This window comes from Fulvivirga sp. AWR4_260 (genome assembly GCF_056158185.1).
In genome coordinates this window covers 3767397-3793126 of record NZ_JBSWSU010000015.1, presented here as the reverse complement: position 1 = coordinate 3793126, position 25730 = coordinate 3767397, and the positions used below count along the sequence as shown (strand labels likewise).

Below are 25730 nucleotides of genomic sequence, written 5' to 3'. Positions count from 1 at the left end.
GGCCTCGATTCATAATTATATGATGCAGAATACAACCATAAGGTTGCAACAGCAGGCGGATTTTCTTTTTGCCGATGCAAAAGGGAATTATTTCCTTTAATTATACAGCTAAGCTAAATATAATATTAAATTTGCTCCATCTCTGGCAATGAGGTCTGCCTTAAACCGCTCTTCTAGAGCTGATGACTTCTAATCGTAAAGGCTTAGGCCAGAGTATTTTATTTATTATAAGGCAGAATGAAAATCAATAAATTTAAAAGACTTTTTAATTCAGTGGAGCAGATTCCTGCATTGCTATATCTACTGAAATGGGTACTTATTTGTACATTAATTGGCGTGGTGGCAGGTAGTATATCAGCATTTTTCTTAATTAGCTTAAAGTGGGCAACAGACTGGCGAGAGGCGAATTTGTGGATAATTGCTTTACTACCGGTAGGTGGTTTTATTGTAGGCTTGTCATATCATTTATATGGCAATAGTGTAGTGAAAGGTAATAACTTATTGCTTGAGGAATTTCACTCTCCGAAAAAAATAATTCCTTTTAAAATGGCTCCATTAGTATTGTTTGGCACTGTGGTGACACACTTATTTGGCGGGTCTGCCGGTAGAGAAGGAACTGCTGTACAAATAGGAGGGGCAGTGGCAGATAGGTTTACAAAAGTTTTTAAGCTTTCTAAACGTGACCGAAGAGTGGTGATTATAGCTGGTATAAGTGCTGGATTTGCCTCTGTTTTTGGCACTCCGCTGGCAGGAGGTATTTTTGCGTTAGAGGTATTGGTATTAGGTCGTATTAGGTTAGAGGCTATCATTCCTAGTTTTATGGCCGCTGTTTTGGCTGATTATTTTTGCAAAATATGGAATGTTTCTCATACACATTATCATATTCATGAAGTGGCAGAAATGAACCCGGCCAATTTGCTTTGGGCATTGTTAGCAGGGATAATATTTGGCATCGTGGCCATGCTATTTTCAAAGGCTACACATATGTGGGGAGATTTATTTAAGAGATACATTAATTATCCTCCATTGCGCCCCGTGGTAGGAGGTGTGATCTTGGCTATAGCTATATACTTGGTAGGTAATACAAAATATATAGGCTTAGGCTTGCCAACTATAGTTGATGCTTTTAACATTAACTTAAACTCTTATGATTTTTTGGCCAAATTGCTATTTACATCATTTACTCTTGGGGCCGGTTTTAAAGGAGGAGAGGTAACTCCCTTATTTTATATAGGAGCGGCATTGGGTAATGTACTCATATGGTTTATTCCATTGCCTATGAGCTTGTTGGCAGGTATGGGGTTTGTGGCTGTTTTTGCAGGAGCCACCAATACACCTATTGCATGTACAGTAATGGGTATAGAACTTTTTGGAATAGAAGCAGGTGTGTTTATAGCCATTGCCTGCAGCACCGCTTATTTGTTTTCTGGGCACAGTGGTGTTTACGCTTCTCAGATTGTAGGAAGCCCTAAGCACCCATTTTTTATGAGAGAGAAAGGCCTTCATCTATCCGAAATTAAATCTAGAAGGAATAAAAGAACTTGATATATCGTAAAGAGAAAACGATATATCATTTCAGAGTAATGCGCTCTATCTGTCACTGATTGATAGGTTAATATTTATCCCTGAGGCTGTAATTTCTCAGGTGTGTTGTAGTGTAATATCATTTGGGTGTAGTCGGATAAGGTTCATGTACGCAATGGTGAGGTATTGTTAATAAAAAAAGAATTTTATTTTTCCGAAAATTGGCAATGTAACTCTTTTGTAGTGAATTGATTTATAGGCGATTATTTGTTTTTCTGGAAGTGGAAATATGCAATAATTCATTTTTTTTATACGTATATCTACGTAAATTAAACTTTAATCGTACTTCTTACGTTTAAGGTCATTGTTACTATAAGATAATAGTTGGTAGTCAGCTGGCTGATTCACCCATGCTTATTTGATAATTTATAAAGTTACTTTGTACCTTTTGGTATAAATAACTATGGCTCAGGAAGGTGATATTTTAAAGAATTTATAAAATTATACTCCTGATTATTTCATAAGTAAAAGTAAGGCTTTAATCAACATCTTGTCATTATTAATTAAAGCTTATAGTAAGATGGTTGATTATTAGTATAATGATATAAGGGAAGAGCGAGTATTGAGTTTTTATTTTTCTTTACAAATAACTGGTAATTAGATCTTTATTTATTTTTTGAAATTTATTTAAAATGAATGAGATAAATGGGGTTACCTGTAAAAGGAGTTAAAGAATAAACTGTAATACGACAAACTAATATCTTACATAAGAAATAAATTTATCGATTTTAATACCTTCAGTTTGTAAGATAATTTTATTAAAAACGAATAAATGGGCATTCTTTAACGTTAGAATGTTTGTAAAAATAAATCAATTAGTGAGTGGCAAGAGCGGTCTCTGCTTAAGGTCAGTTTGCAGAGGCCCTTGCTTTATTTTCCTTTCCTTTAATAATGTTTGTTTCCCCTTTTATGTTCTATGTAGTAACTTTGTACCTCCGTTTTTTCGTTATATAGTCATGGAATTAAAGAAGATAGAAAGAATTTCGAAGGCCCTAGGTGATGTTAATCGTTTAAAAATTCTTGAAGAGGTTACAAAAAGAGATATTTTACCCTGTGCCTTAATGTGCGATTTGTTTGGCCTGGCGCAATCTTCTATTTCACACCACGTAAAGCAATTAGTGGATGCAGAATTGCTTATTCCTGAAAAAGAAGGTAGAAATATGAGGTACAGAGTGGATCATGAAGTTTTAGGAGCATATATTAACTATCTGAAACAATTCAAAGAATAAAAAAAACATCAACATATTTCGATATATCTATAACTTGTTTTCTTTGTCCCCGTATATGAGATAAACATATATTTTTTATATCAACCTATCGATATATTTCAATGTATCGATATTTTAAATCTCAAAAACAATGAAAAACAATTTGCAAAATAAAGTGGCTCTCGTTACAGGAGCTTCAAAGGGAATAGGGGCTTCCATTGCTAAAGGCTTAGCAGAAGCGGGAGCAAAAGTGGTCGTTAATTATGCGTCTAGTAAAGAAGGTGCTGATAAGGTAGTTGGCGAAATTCAATCTAAAGGGGGAGAGGCAATTGCCGTAAAGGCCAGGGTAAATATTTTAGACGAAGTTAAGTTTTTAATAGCACAGACTAAAGACGCTTACGGGCAACTTGATATAGTAGTAAATAATGCTGGTGTTTATAAGCTCAATAGCCTAAAAGATACGACTGAAGAAGATTACAGGTGGCAGTATGATATTAATATTTTAGGGACTTTATCGGTTACAAATGAAAGTTTAAAACTTTTTACTGAGCAAGGAGGTAGCATTATAAATGTAAGCTCAGTAGCTGGTAGTAAGGCTTTTCCGGTTGGTGGCCTTTATGGTTCTACTAAAGCGGCACTAAATGCATTGACAGCCTCATGGGCGCAGGAGTTAGGGCCTCAGAAAATCAGAGTAAATGCCATTTCTCCAGGTATGATTGAAACGGAAGGAACCCAGGGTATTGGTATAATCGGTTCTGATTTTGAAACAGAATCGGTTAAAAATACTCCACTGGGCAGAATAGGTCAGCCTGATGATGTGGCTAAGGTGGCCGTTTTTTTGGCTTCTGATGAGTCGTTTTGGATCTCAGGTGAAGATATTAAAGTGGCTGGTGGTTTTGCATAATGAAAATTTGAATTTTCCTATAGTTAATACATAGATCCTATTTATTTACACTCTTAAAAGCGGATAGATTTTTCTATCTGCTTTTTTGTAAATTAAAATGAACAGACTTGTCTGTTCGTTTTAATTTAGCCATTTTTGTCTTATGGATGGAGTGAAAAAATCAGTACGTGATAGAATAATGGAAACGGCTTCTAGCTTATTTCATGCTCAAGGTTATAATTCTACTGGCATTAATCAGATAATAGCAGAGGCGGCTGTATCAAAGGCCAGTTTTTATCATCATTTTAAATCAAAGGAAAGCTTATGTGTGGCCTATTTACAACAGAGGCATACTTATTGGTTTTCTGCTTTGGAGAGTTTCATAAGTAATGGGCCTGACAATAGAACTAAAGTGATTTTGGCTTTTGAGTTTCTTAAGAAATTAAATGAAGAAGAGCATTTCAACGGCTGTAGTTTTTTTAATATCATTTCTGAAATAGGGCATGAACAGCAGGAAATATTGAAAGAAGCTCAACAACATAAGCACGATTTGCTGCTATTTTTTAAGGACCTATTGCCTACAGAAAAGGCAATTCATATTCATCTTCTTTTTGAAGCGGCCTTTATTGAAAGCCAGCTTTTTAAAAAACAATGGCCCGTAGATGAGGCTATCAAATTACTGAATAACATTATTTAATATGGAAAGAAAAATGCCTTTACCTCCATTTAGTGAGGAAACAGCTCGCCAAAAAGTGCAAATGGCTGAAGATGCTTGGAATACCAAAGATCCAATTAAGGTATCTCAAGCATATACTCTGGATACAGAGTGGAGAAATCGTGATTTATTTATTAATGGTAGAGACGAAGTGCAAGAATTTCTGACTGCCAAGTGGAATAAAGAGCATGATTATAAACTGAAAAAAGAACTTTGGGCTTTTGGAGGTAATCGGATAGCTGTGCGGTTCGAATACGAATGGCATAATGCTGAAGGTCAATGGTTTCGTTCTTATGGAAATGAGAATTGGGAGTTTGATGAAAACGGGTTAATGGCTAAGAGATATGCAAGTATTAACGACTTGGCTATAACTGAGGCTGATCGTAGGCTTTAGTTTTGTTTTAGATACATGGATTTTAATTAATTCATGTATGCACTCCTATTGCATGATTTTAATCCCTAACTTTGTAATGCTAATGAAAAATTTGTGTTACATATTAGGGGTTTATTTCCTGCTGCTCATATTTATGCCGTGTGCTGATGCACATGCGGATGCCGGCAGTAAAGATGGATATGAATGCCTTGTAGCGCAGGACAGTAATTTCGGACATGATCATTCTGCAGGAGAAGACCTTTGTTCTCCCCTTTGTTTTTGTCATTGCTGCCACGTTCATTTTTTTATGCCTGATATGTTAATGACTTCTTTAGAAGTTTCTCCATTAAAACAATATCAGAGTTATATTCCCAGTTATCCTGAAGGTGAGTCAGCCTTAGCTATTAAGCCGCCCATATTCTATAATTAATAACCTTCCTCGGCCTATAATTCTAAAGGTCAATTTTATTAATTATTCATTCTATAGCAAATGAGTTTCTATAATGTAGAAACACAGATATGCTATGTAAAACATTACTTTAATGATTAGCAATCTTATTGAGTTTTCAATAAAGAATAAGCTTGTCATCGGCTTATTAACGCTAGCAATGATTGGAGCTGGTGTGTGGAGCATGTTTCAAGTACCTATTGACGCTGAACCAGATATTACTAATAATCAGGTGCAGATCATAACGCAAGCTCCCAATTTAGGTACAGAAGATATCGAACAGTTTGTTACTTACCCTGTAGAGTTGACAATGGCTAATTTGCCGGGAGTTAATGAAATACGTTCGGTAAGTAGGTTTGGCCTCTCGGTGGTAACCATAGTTTTTGACGATGAAATGGGTACTTATCTTCCGCGCCAATTGGTGGCAGAGAAGTTGAACCATGTAAAAGATGATATACCCGAAGGGTTTGGTGAGCCTGAAATGGGGCCTATATCCACAGGCTTAGGTGAAATTTACCAGTATACCCTTGAAGTAGATAAGGCTCATAAGGGAGATTATTCCATTACTGATTTGCGCACCATGCAAGATTGGATTGTTAAGCGTCAAATGGCTATGATACCCGGTGTAGTAGAGATCAATGGATTTGGTGGTAAGATAAAGCAATATGAAGTAGCGGTGTCACCAGATGAGCTCAGAGCTATTGACATTACTATTGAAGAGGTGTACGAAGCGCTAACGCTTAATAATCAAAATACAGGTGGAGCCTATATAGAGAAGGATCACAGAGCTAATTTTATTAGAGGAGAAGGGTTGGCCAAAAATATAGCTGATTTGGAAGATATAGTGATTAAATCAGTCAATGGTTTGCCAATTAGGATAAAAGATGTTGCCACAGTTAGCTTTGGGGCTAATATTAGGTACGGTGCATTTACAAAAGATGGACAAGGAGAGGCTGTAGGTGGTATGGTGCTTATGCTTAAAGGTGCTAATGCCGGTGAGGTGATAGCGTTAGTGCAAGAAAGAGTCTTAGAAATTGAAAAATCTTTACCTGAGGGGGTTTCTATAGAGCCATTTTTAGACAGAAGCGAGTTTGTAAGTGATGTAACAAGTACCATAGCCGAAAACCTGATTGAAGGCGGGCTGATTGTGATTTTTGTATTGGTTATATTTCTAGGTAACTGGCGAGGCGGTTTAATTGTGGCTTCTACCATTCCGCTGTCTTTATTGTTTGCATTTATTTTGATGAATGCTTTTGGTGTATGGGTTAACCTGATGAGCCTTGGAGCCATTGACTTCGGGATTATTGTTGATGGAGCTGTCATTATAGTAGAAAGTGTGGTTTTTATGCTCCACTCAGAAATCAATAAAAGAAATATTAATGCAAATGTGCGAGATGAGATTGCTATGTCATCTTCCAAGAACATGATGAACTCAGCCTTTTTTGGGCAATTAATTATTCTTATTGTGTTCTTGCCAATATTAGCACTACAAGGCGTAGAAGGTAAGATGTTTAAGCCAATGGCACTGACCTTTAGCTTTGCCATAATAGGAGCTATGGTACTGTGCCTGACTTATGTGCCTATGATGTCATCTTTTTTTATTAGAGCCAAGGCTACTGAAAAACAGAGTTGGGGTGATAAGGTGGTGAAATGGTTAGAGAAAAAATATCACCATGCATTAATAGCGGTACTAAATAAGTTTAAATGGATAGCTGGTGTTTCAATAGTCTTCATGGCGGTAGCAGTTTTTCTTTTTTCGAGATTAGGTGGCGAGTTCATTCCACAATTAGATGAGGGAGATGTCGCTTTTCACGTTATATTAAAGCCCGGCAGTTCTTTGTCAGAGTCTTTGCAAGCTTCTACTCAGGTAGAGCAGATCTTGTTAGAAAATTTTCCGGAAATAGAACACGCCATGACTCGATTTGGTGTGGCAGATGTGCCTACAGACCCAATGCCTATGGATATAGGAGACTGTTTCGTGATATTAAAACCTCGTGAAGAGTGGACTACCACTGACAATAAGGAAGAGTTGATTGACTTAATGAAGGAGAAGATTTCTATGGTTGCTGGGCTAAGTTTTGAGTTTACCCAGCCTATTGAAATGAGGTTTAATGAACTGCTCACGGGTGTTAGGGAGGATGTAGCCATTAAGTTATTTGGAGATGATTTGCAGGTGCTGAGTTCAAAGGCACAGCAGATAGGTAGTATTGTTAGTGGAATTGATGGTGTAGCAGATATGCGTGTGGAGGCTACTTCTGGCTTGCCACAGATTACAGTTAATTATCAGCGAGATAAATTAGCTCAATATGGGTTAAATATTAGTGACGTCAATTCACTGATTCAGACAGCATTTGCAGGTAGTAAGGCAGGAGTTATTTTTGAAGGAGAACGCAGATTTGATGTGGTGTTGAGGCTTAATAACAGCAATAGGGGGAATATTAGAGATTTAAAACAACTCTATGTTACTACAAAAAATGGAGCGCAAATACCTCTCAATGAAATAGCCGAAATAAGTTATAAATCTGGCCCGATGCAGATCAGTCGTGATAACACCTCACGCAGGGTAAATGTAGGGATCAATGTACGAGGTAGAGATGTAGAGAGCTTGGTGAGGGAAATACAGCAAAAGTTAAAGAATGAGCTGCAGCTTCCTCCGGGGTATTATGTGCGCTATGGAGGGGCATTCGAGAATTTGGAACGGGCTTCAAAACGCCTAAAAGTAGTGGTGCCCATTGCTTTGGGACTCATTTTTATCCTTATCTTTTTTGCTCTCAAATCCTTTACACAAACATTAATGATATATATGGCTATTCCACTTGCGGCTGTAGGTGGTGTAGTTTCTTTATGGCTTCGAGGTATGCCCTTCAGCATTTCTGCGGGGGTAGGATTTATAGTGCTATTTGGCGTGGCTGTGCTTAATGGTTTAGTGCTGATAAATGGTTTTAATGAACTGAAAGAGGAGGGTGAAGAAAATGTTGACCGTAGAGTAATTGAAGGAAGTGTAAGGAGGATAAGACCTATCTTGCTGACCGCCCTTACTGATATTTTGGGCTTTTTGCCCATGGCTATTTCCTCTTCATCTGGAGCAGAGGTGCAGCGACCGCTAGCCACAGTGGTTATTGGAGGGTTGGCTACCTCTACTATGCTTACGCTGTTTGTTTTACCTGTTTTGTATAAAAAAGTAGAGTTGAGAAGTGGGGGGCTTAAATTAGGGAAGGCTGCAGTGGTTGTACTTTTGTTGGTTATTTTCTCAGGTAATGCATTGTATGCGCAACAGATTCAACAGCTGCCTGTCATCTCATTGGAGGAGGCTCAGCAGAAATGTTTGGCGAATTATCCTTCTAAAAGAATATCAGAATTGAATATTCATAGGCAAGAGCAGTTGAAAAAAACAGCATGGGATTTAGGAAGAACACAAGTGTATACCGGAGGAGAGGAGCTAAAAGATGGTGCTGGGGTAAAAACTATTGTTGGGCTTCAGCAGCAGCAGATTGATGTTTTTGGAGTAGCAGCCAAGAAAAAATTACAATTGGAAAAGGTAACGTTAGCTGAAGAGGAGTTGCAACTGACCAAGTTGGAATTACTACAGCAACTGGAATTGGCTTATGCTCATCTTGTAGGCAGGGGACGCACTTATGAAATTTATATTCAGCTCGATTCTATCTATGGGCGATTTGAGAAGGCAGCTAAAATTCGCTTTGATACTGAAGAGACGAGTAAGTTAGAATGGCTGACAGCCCAAAATCAGTATAAAAAGCTTCAAATAAACAAAAATGAAGCAGCTGCTGACTTGCAGATGGCCTTAATACAATTTAATAAATGGCTGGTGTCAGATACAATTTATAATGTCGATTTTAATAATGTTAATCCCGCTTTATTGATTAATGTAGAAGGGATGGGTATTGAAAATCATCCCATAATAAGTATTAAGGAGCAGGAGGCTGCTGTTGCGGATAAAGAGGTTAATGTAGCGAAGGCACAATTTTTACCAAAGCTTAATGGTCAGTTTGCATGGCAAAAGGTGAATGATGTTTCTGGCTATCGTTCATTTCAGGTGGGTGTCAATATTCCATTGTTTTTTTCTAAGGATGTGGGAGAGCTTCAGGCTGCTAAAATTAATAGTTTAATGAATACGGCAGAGGTAGAACAGTGGCAAATACAGTTAGGTGCTGAGCTGGAGTTGAAGAAAAAGGAATACTTCAAATATTTTAATGCTTGGCAATATTATGATGAAAATGCGCTGGAAGTGGCCAGGCAGCAGCAAAATGGAGCGTTGCAGGCATATAATTCTGGGGAGTTAGACTACCTAAGTTTTGTGCAGATAATAAATGATGCTTTTGAAACCGAATTTGAGGCAGCGGATGCCCTTCAAGATGCTTTGGTGGCGAAATACCAGCTACTTTTCTTTTTAACTCCATTAGACTCAAAAGACAATTAATATGAAATTGATATATAAAATAAATATAGTATTGATGATAGCGTCATGCTTATTTTCATGTGATCAAAAACAGGCAAAAGAAGATCATGAACATACAGAAGCCAGTGTTGATGATCATCAAATTCACTTAACCTTACAGCAGTTGAAGGTCTTGGGTGTGAAGTTAGATACCGTAGGTCTAAGAGCAATGGCGGGAATGGTTACTGCAAATGGAGAGCTAGAAGTGCCGCCTCAAAATGAAGCCTCTGTTACCGCTGTGATTGGTGCTAATGTGTCTAAAATCAATGTTATTGAAGGGGATAAAGTTGAAAAAGGTCAGGTTTTGGCTTGGGTGAAGCATCCTGAATTAATAAATCTTCAAACTGATTATATTAAAGCATACAATGAACTCATTTTCTTAGAGCAAGAATACGAAAGGAAAAAGGTTTTGTACGAGTCTGAAGTGGGGTCTGGCAAGGAATTACAGCAGATAAAATCATCATTGGCTTCAACCAAAGGTATGGTGAATGGGCTGGCTTCTCAGTTAAAAATGGTAGGACTTGGATTACAGAAGTTGAAAGTGGGTGAAGTGTATGAAATGGTGCCGGTTATAAGTCCTATTGAAGGGTTTGTGAAGAAGGTTAAGGTGAAAACAGGGCAGTATGTAGAACCTCAATATGAGATGTTTTCTATAGTGAATAATGAACATATACATGCCGATTTGATGGTTTTTGAAAAAGATGTCCATAAGGTTAAAAAAGGGCAGAGGGTAAGGTTTAGGGTTGAAAGTGCGCCAGATGTAGAGCTAAAGGCAGAGGTTTATGCAGTGGGTAAAACATTTGAGCAAGGGCCCAAGGCGGTGCATATTCATGCCGAAATTGAAAATAAAGAAGGTCTTTTGATTCCAGGAATGTATGTGAAGGGATATGTGTTGGTAGGAGAGCAGCGGGTAAGGGCATTGCCTGAAGATGCTGTGGTGGCAGATGGTGATAAGTATTATATATTTCAACTGACTAACGAAGGAGAGGAGTATGTGTTTGAGAAAAGGGAGATAACCAAGGGGATTGAAGCTGATGGCTGGGTGGAAGTTCAAAGCCCAGTTGCAATGGATTGGAATCAGCCAGTGGTCCAAAATAAAGCCTACTACCTACTTGCTGAGATGACAAAATCAGAAGGTGAACATCATCATTAATTTAATACAACAAAAGCCCGAGTAATCGGGCTTTTGTTGTTAAATCAACATTAAGAGTATCCTGCTCAGTAGGTTTATAGTAAAATTGAAAACGCTGAATCATGGGATTAATTCATTTATTGATTGCTCTCATTTGTTTTCTCTGTAACGTAATATGAAGATTCAAAGTAGATAATATCTCCAATTTCAGAGCCCCTCATGCCCACATGAACTGAATTCCCAACAGGTTTGATGTCAAAATTTACTAAATGACCTTTGATAATATTTTGTCCTATATGATTACCTACATAAGACAGAGTTACACTATTATTATTTCCCATAAAATGGACAAGACTATCCGTACTTATAATTCCTCTATCCGGATCTATATTTCCTGTATAGGCTCTATTAAATTGATATTTCTGATTTGCTAAAGACACTTTAATTCTTATTGTATCACCTATTGAAATGGAGTCAGCTGATTTTTCAATTAGAACTGTTCTATTGATATAATTGTGGTTGGAGATTAAGTTGCCCAAGCTATCATACTCTAATAGTGTTATGTAGTGACTTACCCCATTAATTTTTTTGGAAGTGGATTTGAACTGAAGTTGAAGACTGCCAGTGTCAAAAAAATCTAAATTTTCCTGAATTCCTGAATCAAGATGTGAAGCAATTGTTTTTATATTACCTGTTTCGTAGTAAAGAGTATCCGGTTTGCTATTGATTTTTATGGTAGATATATTCTTATTTTCTTTAGAGGTGCAGGCTGCATAAAAAAGGAAAATGTAAATTAATGAAAGGGTATTTTTCATGTTTGTAAGTTTTGTTATTTACCGTGTCTCTTTTGAGTTCTCAATTTATGTTGAGTACTTTATTTTCTCTGATTTTAGGTGATCTTTTTAAGGTATTCAATTATAACCCTCTTTGTTGATTTTAAACTTTTTTATTCCATTTATGCGTTTTGAGTTGGTTGCTGTCAGCTTTTCAATGCAAAATAATTTTGAAATCTTTATTTTATACAATTGTTTGCTTCTTTGGTAATTACTGTGCACGATTAGCATATAATAATCAGCTATGATTTGAATATTATCTTTCCTTTCTGCTTTTCATATTTCTGGTTTCATAGCATAAGTGTACCATTAAGCACATGATTTCATCATTGAGTTGAAGGTGATTAACTAACTTATAAGAAATGAAAACTAGTTTTTATTTCTTATTAATCAACCTAAATTCTAAACCTATGCGAAAGTTCTTTTCGATTATAATAGCATGGCTAATTAGTGGCTTTGCTATTGCCCAAGATTTATATTTTGAAGCTGAGTCGGCTCAGCAGAATGGTACTGAAATTCTTACCGAAATACCAGGTTATAGTGGCACCGGATATGTCGGTGGCTTTGATGTAAATACCGATAATTTCGTGTTAAATGTTAATGTTAGCACTTCACGGTTATGTGAAATTTTCATTAGATATAGTGCACCATATGGTACTAAAGATTTTACCCTTGAGGTAAATGGCGGTGCTTCAACTGGCACCATGGTAGAGAATGATACTTGGAGTGAAGTCTCTGCTGGTAAGTTTTTACTTGTTGCGGGTGACAATGAAGTTAAGCTGGTGGCCAATTGGGGGTGGTATTTGGTAGATATGTTGCGCGTTAGCGATGGTGAAGTGGCCCCACCTATACCTCCTATGCCTAACTTGCATGATCAACAGGCCACACCATCGGCAGTTGCTTTGTATGGCTACCTGAAGTCTGTGTACGGAACTAAAACTTTAAGTGGGCAGCAAACTATTGAGGAAATACAGTATATAGAGAGTATTACTGGTAAAACTCCTGCTGTAGGGGCATTTGATTTAATAGATTATTCGCCTTCCAGGGTGGAGTTTCAAGGGCAGCCTACGGGGTATACTGAAAGTGTTATCAACTGGTCGCAGCAAGGTAATGGTCTTGGTATTATTACCTTATCATGGCACTGGAATGCCCCAACTGATTTAATTAATGAAGAACCTGATAAGCAGTGGTGGAGAGGCTTTTACACGGAGGCTACTACTTTTGATATTGCTGCAGCTTTGAGCGATCCAGAGAGCGAGCGGTATCAGTTAATCTTGCGAGATATTGATGCTATAGCCGTTGAATTGAAGAAGTTTGATGATGAAGGCATCCCAGTGTTGTGGCGGCCCTTACATGAGGCAGAAGGAGGCTGGTTTTGGTGGGGTGCAAAAGGTGCAGCGCCTTTTAAGGACTTATGGCAATTGTTGCACGACAGGTTGGTAAACCATCATCAGTTGCACAACCTCATTTGGGTGTATACTGCCGGCAACTCTGCTGATTGGTACCCTGGAGATGATTATGTAGATATTGTAGGGCTAGATATTTATGCGCCAGAAGGCTCTTCAATGAGTAGTAATTGGGATGCATTACAGACTCAGTTAAGTACTTTGCAAACGGATAAAATGGTAGCCTTGTCAGAAACAGGTGCGGTGCCTGTGCCAGATAAGATTAGAGCTTTTGGTACCCGATGGAGCTGGTTTGTAAATTGGAGTGGTGATTTTATCCGCAATCAAAATGTTAATACGTTGAATTTGGTATACCACGATGATGATGTTATCACTAGAGATGAACTCCCTAATTGGTATGGAGAGGATGACAATGGAGGTGGTGATGGAGACGGTGATGGCGGTGGAGACGGAAATGGTGGTAGTTTGCCACACGGAAATTATTATATGGTTAATGAAAATAGTGGTATGGCCATGTATGTGCTTGATTGGTCAACAGCTAATGGAGCCAATATTGTGCAATGGGACTTTTGGAGCATGCATGCTCAGCAATTTAGAGTGGAAAATGTGGAGGATGGATATGTGAAATTGATCAGTAATTGGAGTAATAATTGTCTTGAGATTAGCAATGAAAATGTACAGCAAAATGGTTGTACTGATGCGGACAATCAATTGTGGAAAATCAGTAAGGTGGGAGACGATAACTATAATATCCTAAATAAGTCTAATGGCAAAGCTGTGATGGTGGAGTCTGCATCTACTTCCACAGGAGCAAACATTGCGGTCGGTAATTATACTGAGGGCGATGAGCAGCTTTGGAGGTTTGTAGCGGTAAATGGATCCGTTAATTTAAAGACAGCTGCTGCAGAGCAAATTCAGGCCGTTAAAATATACCCTAACCCAGCATCAAAAGTGCTTCAGGTGGAGATGCCGAGGCAAAATACTGAAGGAGCTATATCCTTATATAATGTATATGGCTCAGAGGTACTGAGGGTAAATAGTGTAGATGGGGCATCTGTTTCGTTAGATGTGGCAGCGTTGAAGGAGGGTGTTTATTGGTTGGAATTTAAATCATCTTCATGGCAGTGGCAGCGTAAGGTAATTATAAACCACTAGTAATTTCAAGTGCTTTAATTAGCTCTGAAATGAGCCGGATAACAAAGCTGCTTTGAGCTTTACAGCAAAATGCAGCACCTATCTCCATCATTATTTTTGTGATGTAATTACTAAAATACATTTGAAATAATGGTGGAGATTAATAATAACTATATCAATGGTGCATTTGTAGAGGCATCAGGTAATACTTTTTTTGATTTGATAAGCCCTGTCAATAATGAGATTAAGGGTAGAGTTAAATTAGGTACAGCTGAAGATGTGAATGCAGCTGTAGCTAGTGCAAAAGAGGCATTTAAGACTTTTTCTAAAACCACAAAGTCTGAACGTCTAGCTTATTTGAAGGCTATGCGTGAGGCAGTGAATGCCAGAAAGCAGGAACTTGTGCAGGTAATGGTAGAGGAATATGGTGCTCCGCTACAGTTCTGTCAGTTAAGTGCAGAATATTTGGTAGGAGGATTGGATTCCAATATTCAGGTGTTGGAATCATTTGATTTTACCAAATTGGTGGGCTCCACCCAAGTACAGTTAGATGCTGTAGGGGTAGTTGGTATTATTACTCCTTGGAATGCTAGCAATGGTTTTATCTGTAATAAATTATCTACAGCTATTGCTGCAGGATGCACTGCCGTGATAAAACCCAGTGAAATGAGTGCAGCGCAGACTCAGCTCATAGCAGAGTGTTTGCATGAAGCAGGTTTGCCTAAAGGAGTTTTTAATATTGTAAATGGAGTAGGAGAAGTGGTAGGTGATGCCATTGTTAATCATCCAGATGTATCCAAAATTTCCTTTACGGGCTCTACTGCGGTAGGTAAATATATTGCTAAATGCTGTGCGGCCGGAGTGAAAAGGTATACCCTTGAACTTGGTGGTAAATCTCCCAATATTATCATGCCTGATGCTAACCTTGATGAAGCCATTCCTTTGTCGGTGGCTGCAGCTTATATGAATAATGGTCAGGCTTGTATTGCTGCCACTCGTTTACTCATTCAAGAAGATCAGCTGGATGAAGTTAAGTCGCTTTTGAAATCTACCGTTCAGGCTATGAAGGTAGGCGTGCCTGCTGAGGCAGATACCGCTATAGGTCCAATGGTAAGCAGGAAACAATATGAAAGGGTGCAGGAGTACATAAAGGCTGGAGTAGCTGAAGGTGCAGAAATTCTTATTGGAGGAGAAGGGCATCCTGAAGGTTTGGAACAAGGCAATTTTGTGCGGCCTACGGTATTTGTGAATGTAACTAACGATATGAAAATTGCGCAAGAGGAAATTTTTGGACCTGTTTTGTCCGTAATAACTTACAAGGACCTAGATGATGCGGTAAATATTGCTAATGATACAGATTATGGCCTCTCAGCCTATATTCAAGGAGGAAATGAAGAGGCGGCCATTAACTTAGCTAAGCGCATGGAAGCCGGTAGGGTTGTAGTAAATGGTTTTAAGCATGATCCTTTAGCGCCATTCGGAGGCTTTAAGCAATCAGGGGTTGGGCGCGAATTTGGCGTGTATGGTTTAGAAAGTTTCTTAGAACCTAAATCTTTATTGGTTTAAGATCGTATCAATTAGAAATTAGCAGTAATGGACAATCTGGGAATATTATACTCTTGCTATCATGACGTAAGTAGGGAGGGGGAGCAATTTGTTCCGTGCCATATCTTTAGTTATCAGATAGAAGGGCGCCTAAAGGTGGATGATGGTGACAATGTATATTTTTTTGAAGAAGGAGATTATCGATTTATCAGGCGAAATCAACTAGCCAAATTTGTGAAATACCCCAGGCCTGGAGGTGATTTTAAATCTGTGTCCATACTGCTAGATGATAGGTTATTAAAAGAAATGAGCATTGAGGAAGATATTGAAGGGCGGCACGAGGTAGATCTGCCCGGTACTTTTAAGCTTGCTGAAAATGAGCTTTATGAGAGCTTTATATCCTCTTTGATGCCCTATCTTACTTATGATAAAGATGATCTACAAACAGTATTTGAGCTAAAAGCCCGTGAGGTGTTATGGTTAATTATGAAATTTAATCCAGAATTGAAGAATATTATTTTTGATTTTAATGAGCCGGGTAAGGTAGACTTGGAAGCATTTATGCTCCAAAATTTCAGATTTAATGTAGGAATCGATCGATTTGCCTACTTAACAGGCCGTAGTCTTGCTACATTTAAAAGAGACTTTAAGAAAATCTTTAATGATGCTCCTGGCAAGTGGTTGAAGAAAAGACGACTTAAAGAGGCTTATTATTTAATAAAAGAGAAGCGGCAGAAGCCCAGCGAGGTGTATTTGGATGTTGGTTTTGAGGATCTATCACATTTTTCATATGCCTTTAAAAATAATTTTGGACTAAATCCTTCTGATCTGCTGTTGTAATTTATTGTTCTTGAGTGGGTTAAATTTTAAGGTGTAATTTTTTTTAAAATTATTTACCTAGAATTGTTTCAAAGTCGAAGAATTTTATAGTTTTGCAATCCCGAATTTAATATTTGGTGCTGTGGCCGAGCGGCTAGGCAGAGGTCTGCAAAACCTCGTACAGCGGTTCGAATCCGCTCAGCACCTCTATTCCAAAAAAAATAAGCCTCTGATTTTCAGAGGCTTATTTTTTTTCTAACTGCACATAATTGCCTTATAACCGGCAAAACTTAACAGTAAAACTTAACAATAAATTCAGTCAAATAGCTTCACTTTTAGGAGGTCTTTTTGAGTCTTAATAGATAGATGAAAATTTATTTAATTAAGGTGATGTACGCCCTGTTAGCGCTGTTCAGAATTGATTAGAAGTCACGTTTTACAATATTGATCCCATGTAAAATTTGACCATCCATTAATAATTCATTCTTAAGGTAGCATTCGCATAGAATGCCATCTTTATCAATTTTGTATTCGAAAGAATATTCTGCTTTCTTCTTACTCTCTTTTTGGTAAGTCTGACATTCCTTATATAATTGATCCATTGTTTTTGGTGGTGGGGCAAACTTTTTATGAGCTCCTACAAATTCTTTGTATTCTTCCCAACAGTTGTAAAAGCCCTCTTTATAGATAGGTGAATAATGTTCTTCTAAATGTTTCTTTAAAATTTTTCTGGCTCTCGAAGGGTCAGATTTACTTATTTTACTAATGTCATTTAGGTACTCACAATTATCTTTAGATGGGGAGCATGTTATCTTGTATCCATCAATGAATAAACTGTAGCTATAATGCTTTCTTTCTGTTATAATGCTATCTTGAACCTTGATAAAAGTATAATCTTTGGAGTAATTATCCGCATTATCCAAACCATGGAGGACGTAACTGTAGTTATAGTTATTGTGGGCCATGACTTTTTTCCATATACTATAGCTTGAATCTAAGCTTATAACATAGGAGTCATCAAACTGCTGGAGGTTATTTAAATCATCTTCAATATCATTAATCCAATGGCATTTATTTTGAGAAAAACTGTTGGTAGTACAAATAAAGAGCAGAGCGACAATTAACTTTTTTCTCATTTGGTTTTATGACTTTTGACGTTTCCTTCTTGTTTTGTGCAAATAAACAACTGCTCTAATTTATCTTATTTTAAGTTATTGAGTTTTTGCGCATTCATTGCATATGAAGCTAAAAACATTTTAAATCATTTGATAAATTATGTATATAATATTATTTTTCTTTAGTAATACGCTGCTCTAAATAACCTGATCCTTTTCATCGCTAATCCACATTTATTATGTCTAAAAATGATGCCGAAGATATGGTGGTTCAATTTTTACAGTCTACTGATGCTATCGAGAAAAAAGATTTAAAAGGCATTATATCATCTACAATTGAAAAAGATTTTCCCGATATTCCTAGGATGAGCTTAGCTTGGTTGAGGCTCCATATGCAAATACATATTGATATCTGGAGGCATGAAAAATCCTTGAAATTTCAAGAGGATATCATTTACATCTTACAAAATATATATACTCGGCAATGGATTTTTGTGAAAGAAGATGGAACCGTGTGATTTATTTAATCACACCTTCTAGTATTTTCCATACATTACTTGCCACTATTTTATGGCCTTGTGTGTTGGGGTGTATACCATCAGCCTGGTTCAATGATTTGTCACCGGCCACGCCTTCTAATAAAAATGGTATTAGCGTAGCATTATTTTTAGCTGCCAATGCTGGAAATATCTTTTGAAAGTTATTGGTGTAGTCATTGCCAAGGTTGGGGGGCACCATCATGCCGGCTATTACTATTTTCGCTTGCGGGTACTTTTGTTTCACCTTGTCTATAATACTTTGCAAATTCTTTTGAGTTTGATCCAGAGGTAGTCCTCTTAAAGCATCGTTGGCGCCTAACTCTAAAACAAATATGTCCACCTCGTTTTTCAATACCCAGTTAATTCTTGAAAGCCCACCAGCACTGGTTTCACCACTTAAGCCTGCATTTACTACATTGTAATTGTAATTTTTGCTATTGATTAATTCTTGCACAACTGATGGATATGCTTGTGTTTTATTTATTCCGTAGCCAGCGGTGATGCTATCACCGAAAAATACAATATTTTTTTCGTTGTCAGCAAAAGCACAAACCAGGAGGGAAACTGGTATTAAAAGTAAAGGAATGCTCTTTTTGATTCTCATTTTAGGCTTTTCTTTAATAGTTGGAATGGTTAATATAATGGTATTCTATCAAATTTAACACCAGAATTTACCGCTCAAGGAATTTAAAAAACTGTTTAAATTATTTAACGCTTAATCTATAAGCTTGTTGTTATAAATGTTATGTCAGAAATATTAGTAGTCGAAAATCTTACCAAATCATTTAATACCGGAAATAAGCCATTAACAGTATTGGATAATGTCTCTTTCAGTGTAAATAGTGGGGAAAGCCTTGCGATAGTAGGGCCATCAGGAAGTGGGAAAACTACATTGCTGGGGTTGTGTGCAGGTTTGGATGTTTCTACCTCGGGCAGTGTAACTATTGAAGAGCTAAAGTTGAATGCTTTAGATGAAGATGATAGAGCGTATGTGCGCAATCAGTCGCTCGGGTTTATATTTCAAAATTTTCAGCTTTTGCCTACACTTACGGCCATTGAAAATGTTACCGTGCCGCTGGAGTTGAGAGGTGAAAAAGGTTTTGAACAAAAGGCAATGGAGCTATTAGAAAGGGTGGGGCTTAAAGACAGAATGCATCATTACCCATCACAACTTTCTGGGGGAGAGCAGCAGCGCGTAGCTATAGCCAGAGCATTTATAACAGCACCTAAAATACTTTTTGCGGATGAACCTACGGGTAATTTAGATGAAGAAACAGCCTCTACTGTTACAGAGCTACTATTTAACATTAATAAGGAAGAAGGGACAACCCTTATTATGGTAACGCACAATATGGAGCTTGCCGAGTTGACTGAGCGCGTAATACAGTTGAGAGGTGGTAAATTAATAGAAGATAGAAAATCAAAATCTTATGATGCAGTATAAAATTAAGCTCATAAGAAAGAAACGATCGTTGTTTGAGGATCCGTGGGTTTGGAAAATGGCCTATAAAGATGCTAAAAAGAACTTTGGCAGGTTGAGTCTTTTTATGTCTTCTATTGTAGTGGGTATAGCTGCTCTTGTGGCTATCAATTCATTTAATATTAACCTTAAAAATAACATTAATGATCAGGCGAAATCTTTAACTGGAGCTGATTTAATCGTTAAAGCTAATCGTCCTTTTGAGGATGAGCTAGAAAATAGTTTTGATTCATTAGGGGAGGCGCAAGCTTCTGATGCTACACTAGCTTCCATGGCCATGTTTATGACTAATACTCCTGGTGCTAGGCTTGTGCGAGTAGTGGGCGTAGAAGGTGACTTCCCTTTTTATGGGGAGGTGGAGTCTATCCCAGCTAATGCTTATCAAAAGATTAAGGAAGGTCGGTTTATTATGGTAGACGCGAGCCTTGCAAGTAATTATGATGTAAGTGCTGAGGATTCTATAAAACTGGGTAATACCACTTTTAAAATAGCAGGTGAGGTAAACAATATTCCCGGTGGTGGGGGTATAAGGTCTTCATTAACTCCTTCTGTTTACATTTCTAAGTCCAATCTTGATTCTACTGGCTTGGTTCAGTACGGTAGTCGGGTGAGGTACAATCATTATTTTAAGTTTGGGTCAGAGAAGGAAACCAATGCCGCATTAAGCAAACTCAAACCTATTATTCAGAAGTATGGCCATTCTTATGATACGGTACAAGAGCAAAAGGATGATCTTGGTAAAGGTGTCAAAAATCTATATAGGTTTTTTAATTTACTCACGTTTGTTGCGCTAATTCTAGGGTGTATAGGTGTGGCCAGTTCGGTGCATATCTATGCTAAAGAAAAGCGAGCAACTGTAGCTATGCTGCGATGTGTAGGAGCGTCTGGTTGGCAGGCTTTTAATATCTTTTTTATACAAAATGCATTTTTAGGGTTGTTGGGCAGTGTTGTTGGGGTGTTATTGGGAGTGGGTATTCAGTACTTATTGCCGGTTTTAATGCAAGATTTTATTCCGATAGCATTAAGCATTACTGTTGCATGGAGTGTACTGCTAGAGGGTATCGTTTTGGGGCTAGTCATTGCGCTTCTTTTTTCTGCATTGCCATTGATGAATGTGCGCTTCGTTTCTCCATTAGTAGCGCTCAGGTCAGGCAATTCATTGACTACAGTAAGGTCGAAGGCTAGGTTGGCTGTTGTGGTAGTAATTGTTTTATTTCCACTGCTATTTGCCGCATATCAAACCGAAAGCTGGTCTGTGGGAGCTGCCTTTTTCGGAGGGTTGGTGTTAGCTTTTGTTTGCTTGTATGGTATTTCTGTATTGCTCATTTTTCTTGTGAAGTGCTACTTTCCTAAAAACCTTCCGTTTGCATTTAAACAAAGTATGGCCAATTTATTCAGGCCAAATAATCAAACTACTATTTTAATTGTAGTGATTGGGCTAGGGGTTTATATGATTGCCACACTCAATATTGTGCAAGATAGCTTACTCAATCAGGTCGAATTTGTAGGTAATAAGAATACATCTAATACTATTTTGTTTGATATTCAGCCCTATCAGAAAGATGAGGTGGTAAAGTTGACTGAAAATAACCACCTGCCAGTAAATCAATTGGTGCCCATTATTACTTGTAGAATTGAGAAGCTCAATGGAAAAACCGTAGAGGAAATTGAAAAGGATACCTCTGACAATATAAAGAATTGGGCTATTGGTCGAGAATACAGAGTTACTTATAGAGATTCTTTAACCAGTTCAGAAAAGATGGAAGAGGGGGTGGTGCAGCATATTTCAAGTGATTCAATCTATGTCACTATTTCAGCAGGAATGCAGGAAGATTTGGATGTAGGCATAGGTGATACCATTCAGTTTGATGTGCAGGGCTATCCTGTAACTACATACATTAGTGGTGTTCGAGATGTAGAGTGGCCCAAAGATCCACCCAATTTTATTTTTGTGTTTCCAACAGGCATCCTTGAAGAAGCGCCCCAGACCTATGTGCTGGCAACATCCATTGAAGATCAAGCTCAGGCCAATATTTATCAAAGAGAGATGGTGGCGCAGTTTCCAAATGTTTCTCAAATTGACCTAAGACTGATACTGTCTACTATTGATGATTTTTTCTCTAAAGTCGCTTTTGTTATTCAGTTTATGGCTTTATTTAGTTTGATTACAGGACTTATAGTGTTGACTGGTGCCGTTATTAACAGTAAATTTTTAAGGCTAAAGGAAAATGTTTTGTTAAGAACTATTGGAGCAAGCACTAGGCAGATAGTGAAAATTACCGTTTTCGAATATGTTTATTTGGGTGTTTTTGCCGCTTTTTCTGGCATATTCCTCTCATTGATATCTTCGTGGGGGCTGGCGAAGTTTTTCTTTGAAATAGAATTTCTGCCCAATTATTTTAATATCCTACTCATAGGAGTAGTGGTGTTGTTTCTAACTGTTTTTATCGGTTGGATTAACACTAGGAGTGTTGTAAAACAATCGCCATTAAAAGTGTTGAGGAGGGAAGTGTAAATAAATTTATTTTACCCTTTCATTTTATTGAAGGGCATAGTTTTGTATGTTAAGGTAACTTTTTAGCTGCCTACAACTCTTCAAAATGATACGTTTATTACATTTTTTGATATTTGTATTTTGTTTTTGCTATTCCATAGTGAATTATGCTGGTTCTGGTGATATTAATTTTAAAGAAAATAAAGGTCAGCAACACCAATCAGTTTATTTTGATGGAGCATTGCCCGGAGGGCATGTTTTCTTTCAGGCCTCCAAGTTGACCTACTCTTTTAGTGAAGTTGCCACTAGAGATCATAATCATGATCAAAACTCTTTGTTGAGTAAGATTTACAATAATGAAAGTTCTGATCAGGTTTTGCATGGGCACTCCTTTGCTGTTGAGTTTTTGGCTTCTAATGTTTCAGTGCCAATAGGCGTAAACCCTAACCATGAAGAGTATAATTATTTCTTAGGAGATAGATCCACATGGGCTTCAAAGGTGAAGGCTTACTCTCAAATCAATTATGCTGAGCTATATCCCGGTATAGATATGCATTACTATAGTTACGGTGATGCTACCAAATATGATTTTATAGTAGCTCCAGAGGCGGATGTCTCTATTATTCAAATGAAATATTCTGATGTTGAAAGTTTATTCATTAGGCATGAAAAGCTAGAAGTAGCTACCACTGTCAATGTTATTACGGAAAGCACACCTTTGGCTTATCAATGGATCAATGGAGTGAAAGTAATCGTGCCGTGTTATTTTAAGCTCATAGATAATGTGGTGAGCTTTGATTTTCCGGACGGATATAACTCATGTTATGAGTTGGTTATTGATCCTACTATGGTTTTTAGTAGTTATTCTGGCAGCACTGCTGATAATTGGGGTAACTCAGCAACCTATGATAAGCATAGTAATTTGTACTCTGCCGGAATAGTCGATTCTCAGCCTTCTCAGGGTTTTCCTGCTACTACAGGTGCTTATCAAGTGCAGGCCTCAGGTAAATGGGATGTGTCTATTATGAAGTACGATTCCCTAGGTACCAAGTTAGAATATGCTACTTATTTAGGAGGTTCTTTATCAGAATTGCCTCAAAGTTTAATTGTGAATGAACAGGATGAGCTTTATGTATTAGGAGCTACAGGTAGTCTTAATTTTCCAGTAACTGATGGTGTAGTGCAGGATATACATCATCGAGGAGATTCTTTGAATACACTAGGCATAGCATTTGATAATGGTAGCGATATTTTTGTGACCAAATTTAGTGCTGATGGCAGTCAATTATTAGCTTCTACTTTTTTAGGAGGAGCAGGTAATGATGGATTGACTAATATTGCCTCTCTAGTGGTGCAAAATTATGGAGATGAGTCTCGAGGAGATATTTATATCGATAATCAAGGCGATGTAGTATTTGTTTCAAAAACATTTTCTACGGATTTTCCTACGCATAATGCTTATGTAGATACCTTATCGGGTAGCCTAGATGGTGTATTAGTAAAGTTAAGTTCAGATTTAAAAGAGATAAGATGGTCTACTTATTTGGGAGGGACTTCTTACGATGCGCTGTATAGTGTTAAGCAAAACACTCAGGGAGATTATTTGGTAGCCGGAGGTACAACTTCACCTGACTTGCCCGGAGGAGGTACTTATGAAGGAGGTATAGATGCCTGGATTGGTAAATTTTCTTTTAATGGGGCTTTCATAACAGGTAAATATATTGGTACCAATTATTACGATCAAGCTTATTTTCTTGATTTGGATACAGACGATAATGTGTACATATATGGGCAAACCGAGTCTCCGGCATTTCCTGAGACAGCCAATGTTTATAACTATGGCGATGGACAGTTTATTCAGAAATACGATCCCGAATTAGAACATTTGCTATTGTCTACCACCTTTGGTAGTGCAGATAATGAAGTGGATATATCACCTAGTGCATTTTTGGTAAATGAGTGTAATAACATATATCTGGCCGGTTGGGGCGGAAGAGTAAATGCATTATATGTTGGAGGTGAGACTATTGGAATGGAGGTTACGGATGACGCATTTCAAAAAACTACCATGGGGTCTGATTTTTACCTTATGGCTTTATCTGTCGATTTTAAAGATTTGCTTTATGCTACTTTTTTAGGTGGCCCTAACTCAGCTACCCATGTTGATGGAGGAACTAGCCGGTTTGATAAAAGAGGAATAGTATATCATGCAGTATGTGCGGGTTGTTCGGCAAACAATACTACGCGTAGCCCTACTTCTGATTTCCCTACAACTCCCGGAGCTTGGTCTCGTGTTAACCGAAGTAACAATTGTAACAACGCAGCTTTTAAGTTCGATCTGGCCACATTAAGAGCTGGAATTCAAACCAACTCTTTGGCACTGGATAATCCGGGTGTCACTTCTATATGTTTGCCTGACGGTATAGTTTTTCAAAATGCAAGTATAGGAGGTAAGTCCTTTGAGTGGGATTTCGGTGATAATGAATATTATACTACTGATGATACAACTAGCATTGCACATAATTATGCAAAAGAAGGAACGTATACGGTCACTTTAGTGGCAGAAGATATAAATACCTGTTTAAAAGTGGATGTTGCCACCTTAACCATTGATGTTCATGATACCCAATTTATGGTCTCAGATGATGCAGATATATGTGAGGGTGATAATATTAAATTAACGGCTAGTGGTGCTGAGAGTTATAAGTGGACAAACAGTATTGATGGTAGCTTATCTAGTAACACTGCTAGTACTACTGTTTCTCCTGCTGACACAGCTAGCTATTTTGTTGATATGATAGACGTGAACGGGTGCTCTTATAGAGATACTGTTGCTGTCAATGTTATTCCTTCCATAAAATATGAATTTTCTGCTAATAAAATATACGACTGTTTTTCTAGACCTCTAGTTCACTTGGAAGCAGAAACTAATGGAATGGATAACTTTAGTTGGAATTTGGGTGATGGTACTACTTCCGATCTTCAGGTTTTTGATCATCAATATCAGGAGGATGGTACTTATAAGATTAAGTTATTGACTTATAATGAATTTTGTGTTTTTGAGCAGTACACAGAGGTTAAGGTTACCACTATCAAGGTGCCTAATATTATCACACCAGCAGTTTTAGGAAATAATGATGAGTTTAGAATAATAGCTGGTGAAGATGAACAAGTTAATTTAGCTATTTACAACCGATGGGGTAAGTTGCTGTATCAAAATGAAAATTATAAAAACGATTGGGTAGGGGATAATGTATCTTCAGGTGTTTACTATTATGAGGCAGAAATTGAAGAAGAGGTAACTTGCCATGGTTGGTTGCAGGTCATAAAATAAGGTTATATAATAAACCAAAGAATAAGTACTGTAATCAAAAATGCTATGGTGGCTATTATGTCTTTGTGTAGTTTCATATTTATCATAAATAAAATGAATTTGACTGAAATTATCAAAGGCATAGGCTTAGATTTGCCCCTCAAAAGGTAATTGTAATCCCAATTTTGCCAAATAAAAGATTGGTTTATATTCCTAAATCTCTAAATCTTTGCATAATTCCATTTTCTGCTAA

The 25730-nt window shown here is 37.5% G+C and carries 18 protein-coding genes, 1 tRNA gene and 1 riboswitch; of the genes, 16 read left to right on the top strand and 3 right to left on the bottom strand.

Going from position 1 to position 25730, the window contains the following annotated elements; genetic code table 11:
- The first annotated feature begins 135 nt into the window (after positions 1 to 135).
- A riboswitch (Fluoride riboswitch) is annotated at positions 136 to 199 on the top strand.
- 38 nt (positions 200 to 237) lie between these two features.
- From ACXACQ_RS21820 to ACXACQ_RS21785, 8 genes are all read left to right on the top strand, one after another.
- On the top strand, positions 238 to 1545 hold the full coding sequence (locus ACXACQ_RS21820) for a voltage-gated chloride channel family protein (RefSeq protein ID WP_474978126.1): 1308 nt from the start codon (positions 238 to 240) through the stop codon (positions 1543 to 1545).
- A 995-nt stretch (positions 1546 to 2540) separates the two neighbouring features.
- Positions 2541 to 2813 (top strand): ArsR/SmtB family transcription factor, encoded by a 273-nt coding sequence (locus tag ACXACQ_RS21815; protein WP_474978125.1) that lies wholly within the window; start codon positions 2541 to 2543, stop codon positions 2811 to 2813.
- A 130-nt stretch (positions 2814 to 2943) separates the two neighbouring features.
- Positions 2944 to 3696 (top strand): SDR family NAD(P)-dependent oxidoreductase, encoded by a 753-nt coding sequence (locus ACXACQ_RS21810; RefSeq protein WP_474978124.1) that lies wholly within the window; start codon positions 2944 to 2946, stop codon positions 3694 to 3696.
- A 142-nt stretch (positions 3697 to 3838) separates the two neighbouring features.
- Complete coding sequence (locus ACXACQ_RS21805) at positions 3839 to 4372, top strand: TetR/AcrR family transcriptional regulator (RefSeq protein WP_474978123.1); 534 nt, start codon at positions 3839 to 3841, stop codon at positions 4370 to 4372.
- A gap of 1 nt (position 4373) precedes the next feature.
- Positions 4374 to 4784, top strand: coding sequence for a nuclear transport factor 2 family protein (locus tag ACXACQ_RS21800; protein WP_474978122.1), 411 nt, complete (start codon positions 4374 to 4376; stop codon positions 4782 to 4784).
- Between the two features lie 82 nt (positions 4785 to 4866).
- On the top strand, positions 4867 to 5193 hold the full coding sequence (locus tag ACXACQ_RS21795; RefSeq protein ID WP_474978121.1) for a DUF6660 family protein: 327 nt from the start codon (positions 4867 to 4869) through the stop codon (positions 5191 to 5193).
- Positions 5194 to 5305: 112 nt separating this feature from the next.
- Complete coding sequence (locus ACXACQ_RS21790) at positions 5306 to 9649, top strand: CusA/CzcA family heavy metal efflux RND transporter (protein WP_474978120.1); 4344 nt, start codon at positions 5306 to 5308, stop codon at positions 9647 to 9649.
- A 1-nt stretch (position 9650) separates the two neighbouring features.
- Positions 9651 to 10820, top strand: a complete 1170-nt coding sequence (locus ACXACQ_RS21785) for an efflux RND transporter periplasmic adaptor subunit (RefSeq protein ID WP_474978119.1) — start codon at positions 9651 to 9653, stop codon at positions 10818 to 10820.
- Positions 10821 to 10936: 116 nt separating this feature from the next.
- On the opposite strand, the gene ACXACQ_RS21780 is transcribed toward ACXACQ_RS21785, so the two are convergent.
- The gene (locus tag ACXACQ_RS21780; RefSeq protein ID WP_474978118.1) at positions 10937 to 11614 is read right to left on the bottom strand and encodes a hypothetical protein; all 678 of its coding nucleotides are present in this window, start codon (positions 11612 to 11614) and stop codon (positions 10937 to 10939) included.
- A 428-nt stretch (positions 11615 to 12042) separates the two neighbouring features.
- Here ACXACQ_RS21780 and ACXACQ_RS21775 point away from each other — a divergent pair, with 428 nt between their 5' ends.
- The 4 genes from ACXACQ_RS21775 (at position 12043) to ACXACQ_RS21760 (ending at position 16743) form a co-directional block, all read left to right on the top strand.
- Positions 12043 to 14193, top strand: a complete 2151-nt coding sequence (locus ACXACQ_RS21775) for a glycosyl hydrolase (protein ID WP_474978117.1) — start codon at positions 12043 to 12045, stop codon at positions 14191 to 14193.
- Positions 14194 to 14322: 129 nt separating this feature from the next.
- Entirely contained in the window at positions 14323 to 15738 is a 1416-nt protein-coding gene (locus ACXACQ_RS21770; protein WP_474978116.1) for an aldehyde dehydrogenase family protein, read from the top strand.
- 27 nt (positions 15739 to 15765) lie between these two features.
- Positions 15766 to 16557 carry a helix-turn-helix domain-containing protein gene (locus ACXACQ_RS21765; protein WP_474978115.1) on the top strand — a complete coding sequence of 264 codons (792 nt, stop codon included), beginning with the start codon at positions 15766 to 15768 and terminating at the stop codon, positions 16555 to 16557.
- A 115-nt stretch (positions 16558 to 16672) separates the two neighbouring features.
- Positions 16673 to 16743, top strand: a tRNA-Cys gene (locus ACXACQ_RS21760).
- 215 nt (positions 16744 to 16958) lie between these two features.
- On the opposite strand, the gene ACXACQ_RS21755 is transcribed toward ACXACQ_RS21760, so the two are convergent.
- Entirely contained in the window at positions 16959 to 17672 is a 714-nt protein-coding gene (locus tag ACXACQ_RS21755; protein ID WP_474978114.1) for a hypothetical protein, read from the bottom strand.
- Between the two features lie 218 nt (positions 17673 to 17890).
- Between ACXACQ_RS21755 and ACXACQ_RS21750 the strand changes: the two genes are divergently transcribed.
- Positions 17891 to 18169, top strand: coding sequence for a hypothetical protein (locus tag ACXACQ_RS21750; RefSeq protein WP_474978113.1), 279 nt, complete (start codon positions 17891 to 17893; stop codon positions 18167 to 18169).
- A gap of 1 nt (position 18170) precedes the next feature.
- On the opposite strand, the gene ACXACQ_RS21745 is transcribed toward ACXACQ_RS21750, so the two are convergent.
- Positions 18171 to 18794 (bottom strand): arylesterase, encoded by a 624-nt coding sequence (locus ACXACQ_RS21745; protein ID WP_474978112.1) that lies wholly within the window; start codon positions 18792 to 18794, stop codon positions 18171 to 18173.
- A 141-nt stretch (positions 18795 to 18935) separates the two neighbouring features.
- On the opposite strand from ACXACQ_RS21745, the gene ACXACQ_RS21740 reads away from it, so the two are divergent.
- From ACXACQ_RS21740 to ACXACQ_RS21730, 3 genes are all read left to right on the top strand, one after another.
- Complete coding sequence (locus ACXACQ_RS21740; RefSeq protein WP_474978111.1) at positions 18936 to 19634, top strand: ABC transporter ATP-binding protein; 699 nt, start codon at positions 18936 to 18938, stop codon at positions 19632 to 19634.
- Positions 19621 to 22185 carry an ABC transporter permease gene (locus ACXACQ_RS21735; protein ID WP_474978110.1) on the top strand — a complete coding sequence of 855 codons (2565 nt, stop codon included), beginning with the start codon at positions 19621 to 19623 and terminating at the stop codon, positions 22183 to 22185. The genes ACXACQ_RS21740 and ACXACQ_RS21735 overlap by 14 nt, the downstream gene beginning before the upstream one ends.
- A gap of 85 nt (positions 22186 to 22270) precedes the next feature.
- The gene (locus ACXACQ_RS21730; RefSeq protein WP_474978109.1) at positions 22271 to 25498 is read left to right on the top strand and encodes a DUF7948 domain-containing protein; all 3228 of its coding nucleotides are present in this window, start codon (positions 22271 to 22273) and stop codon (positions 25496 to 25498) included.
- The last annotated feature ends 232 nt before the right edge of the window (positions 25499 to 25730 follow it).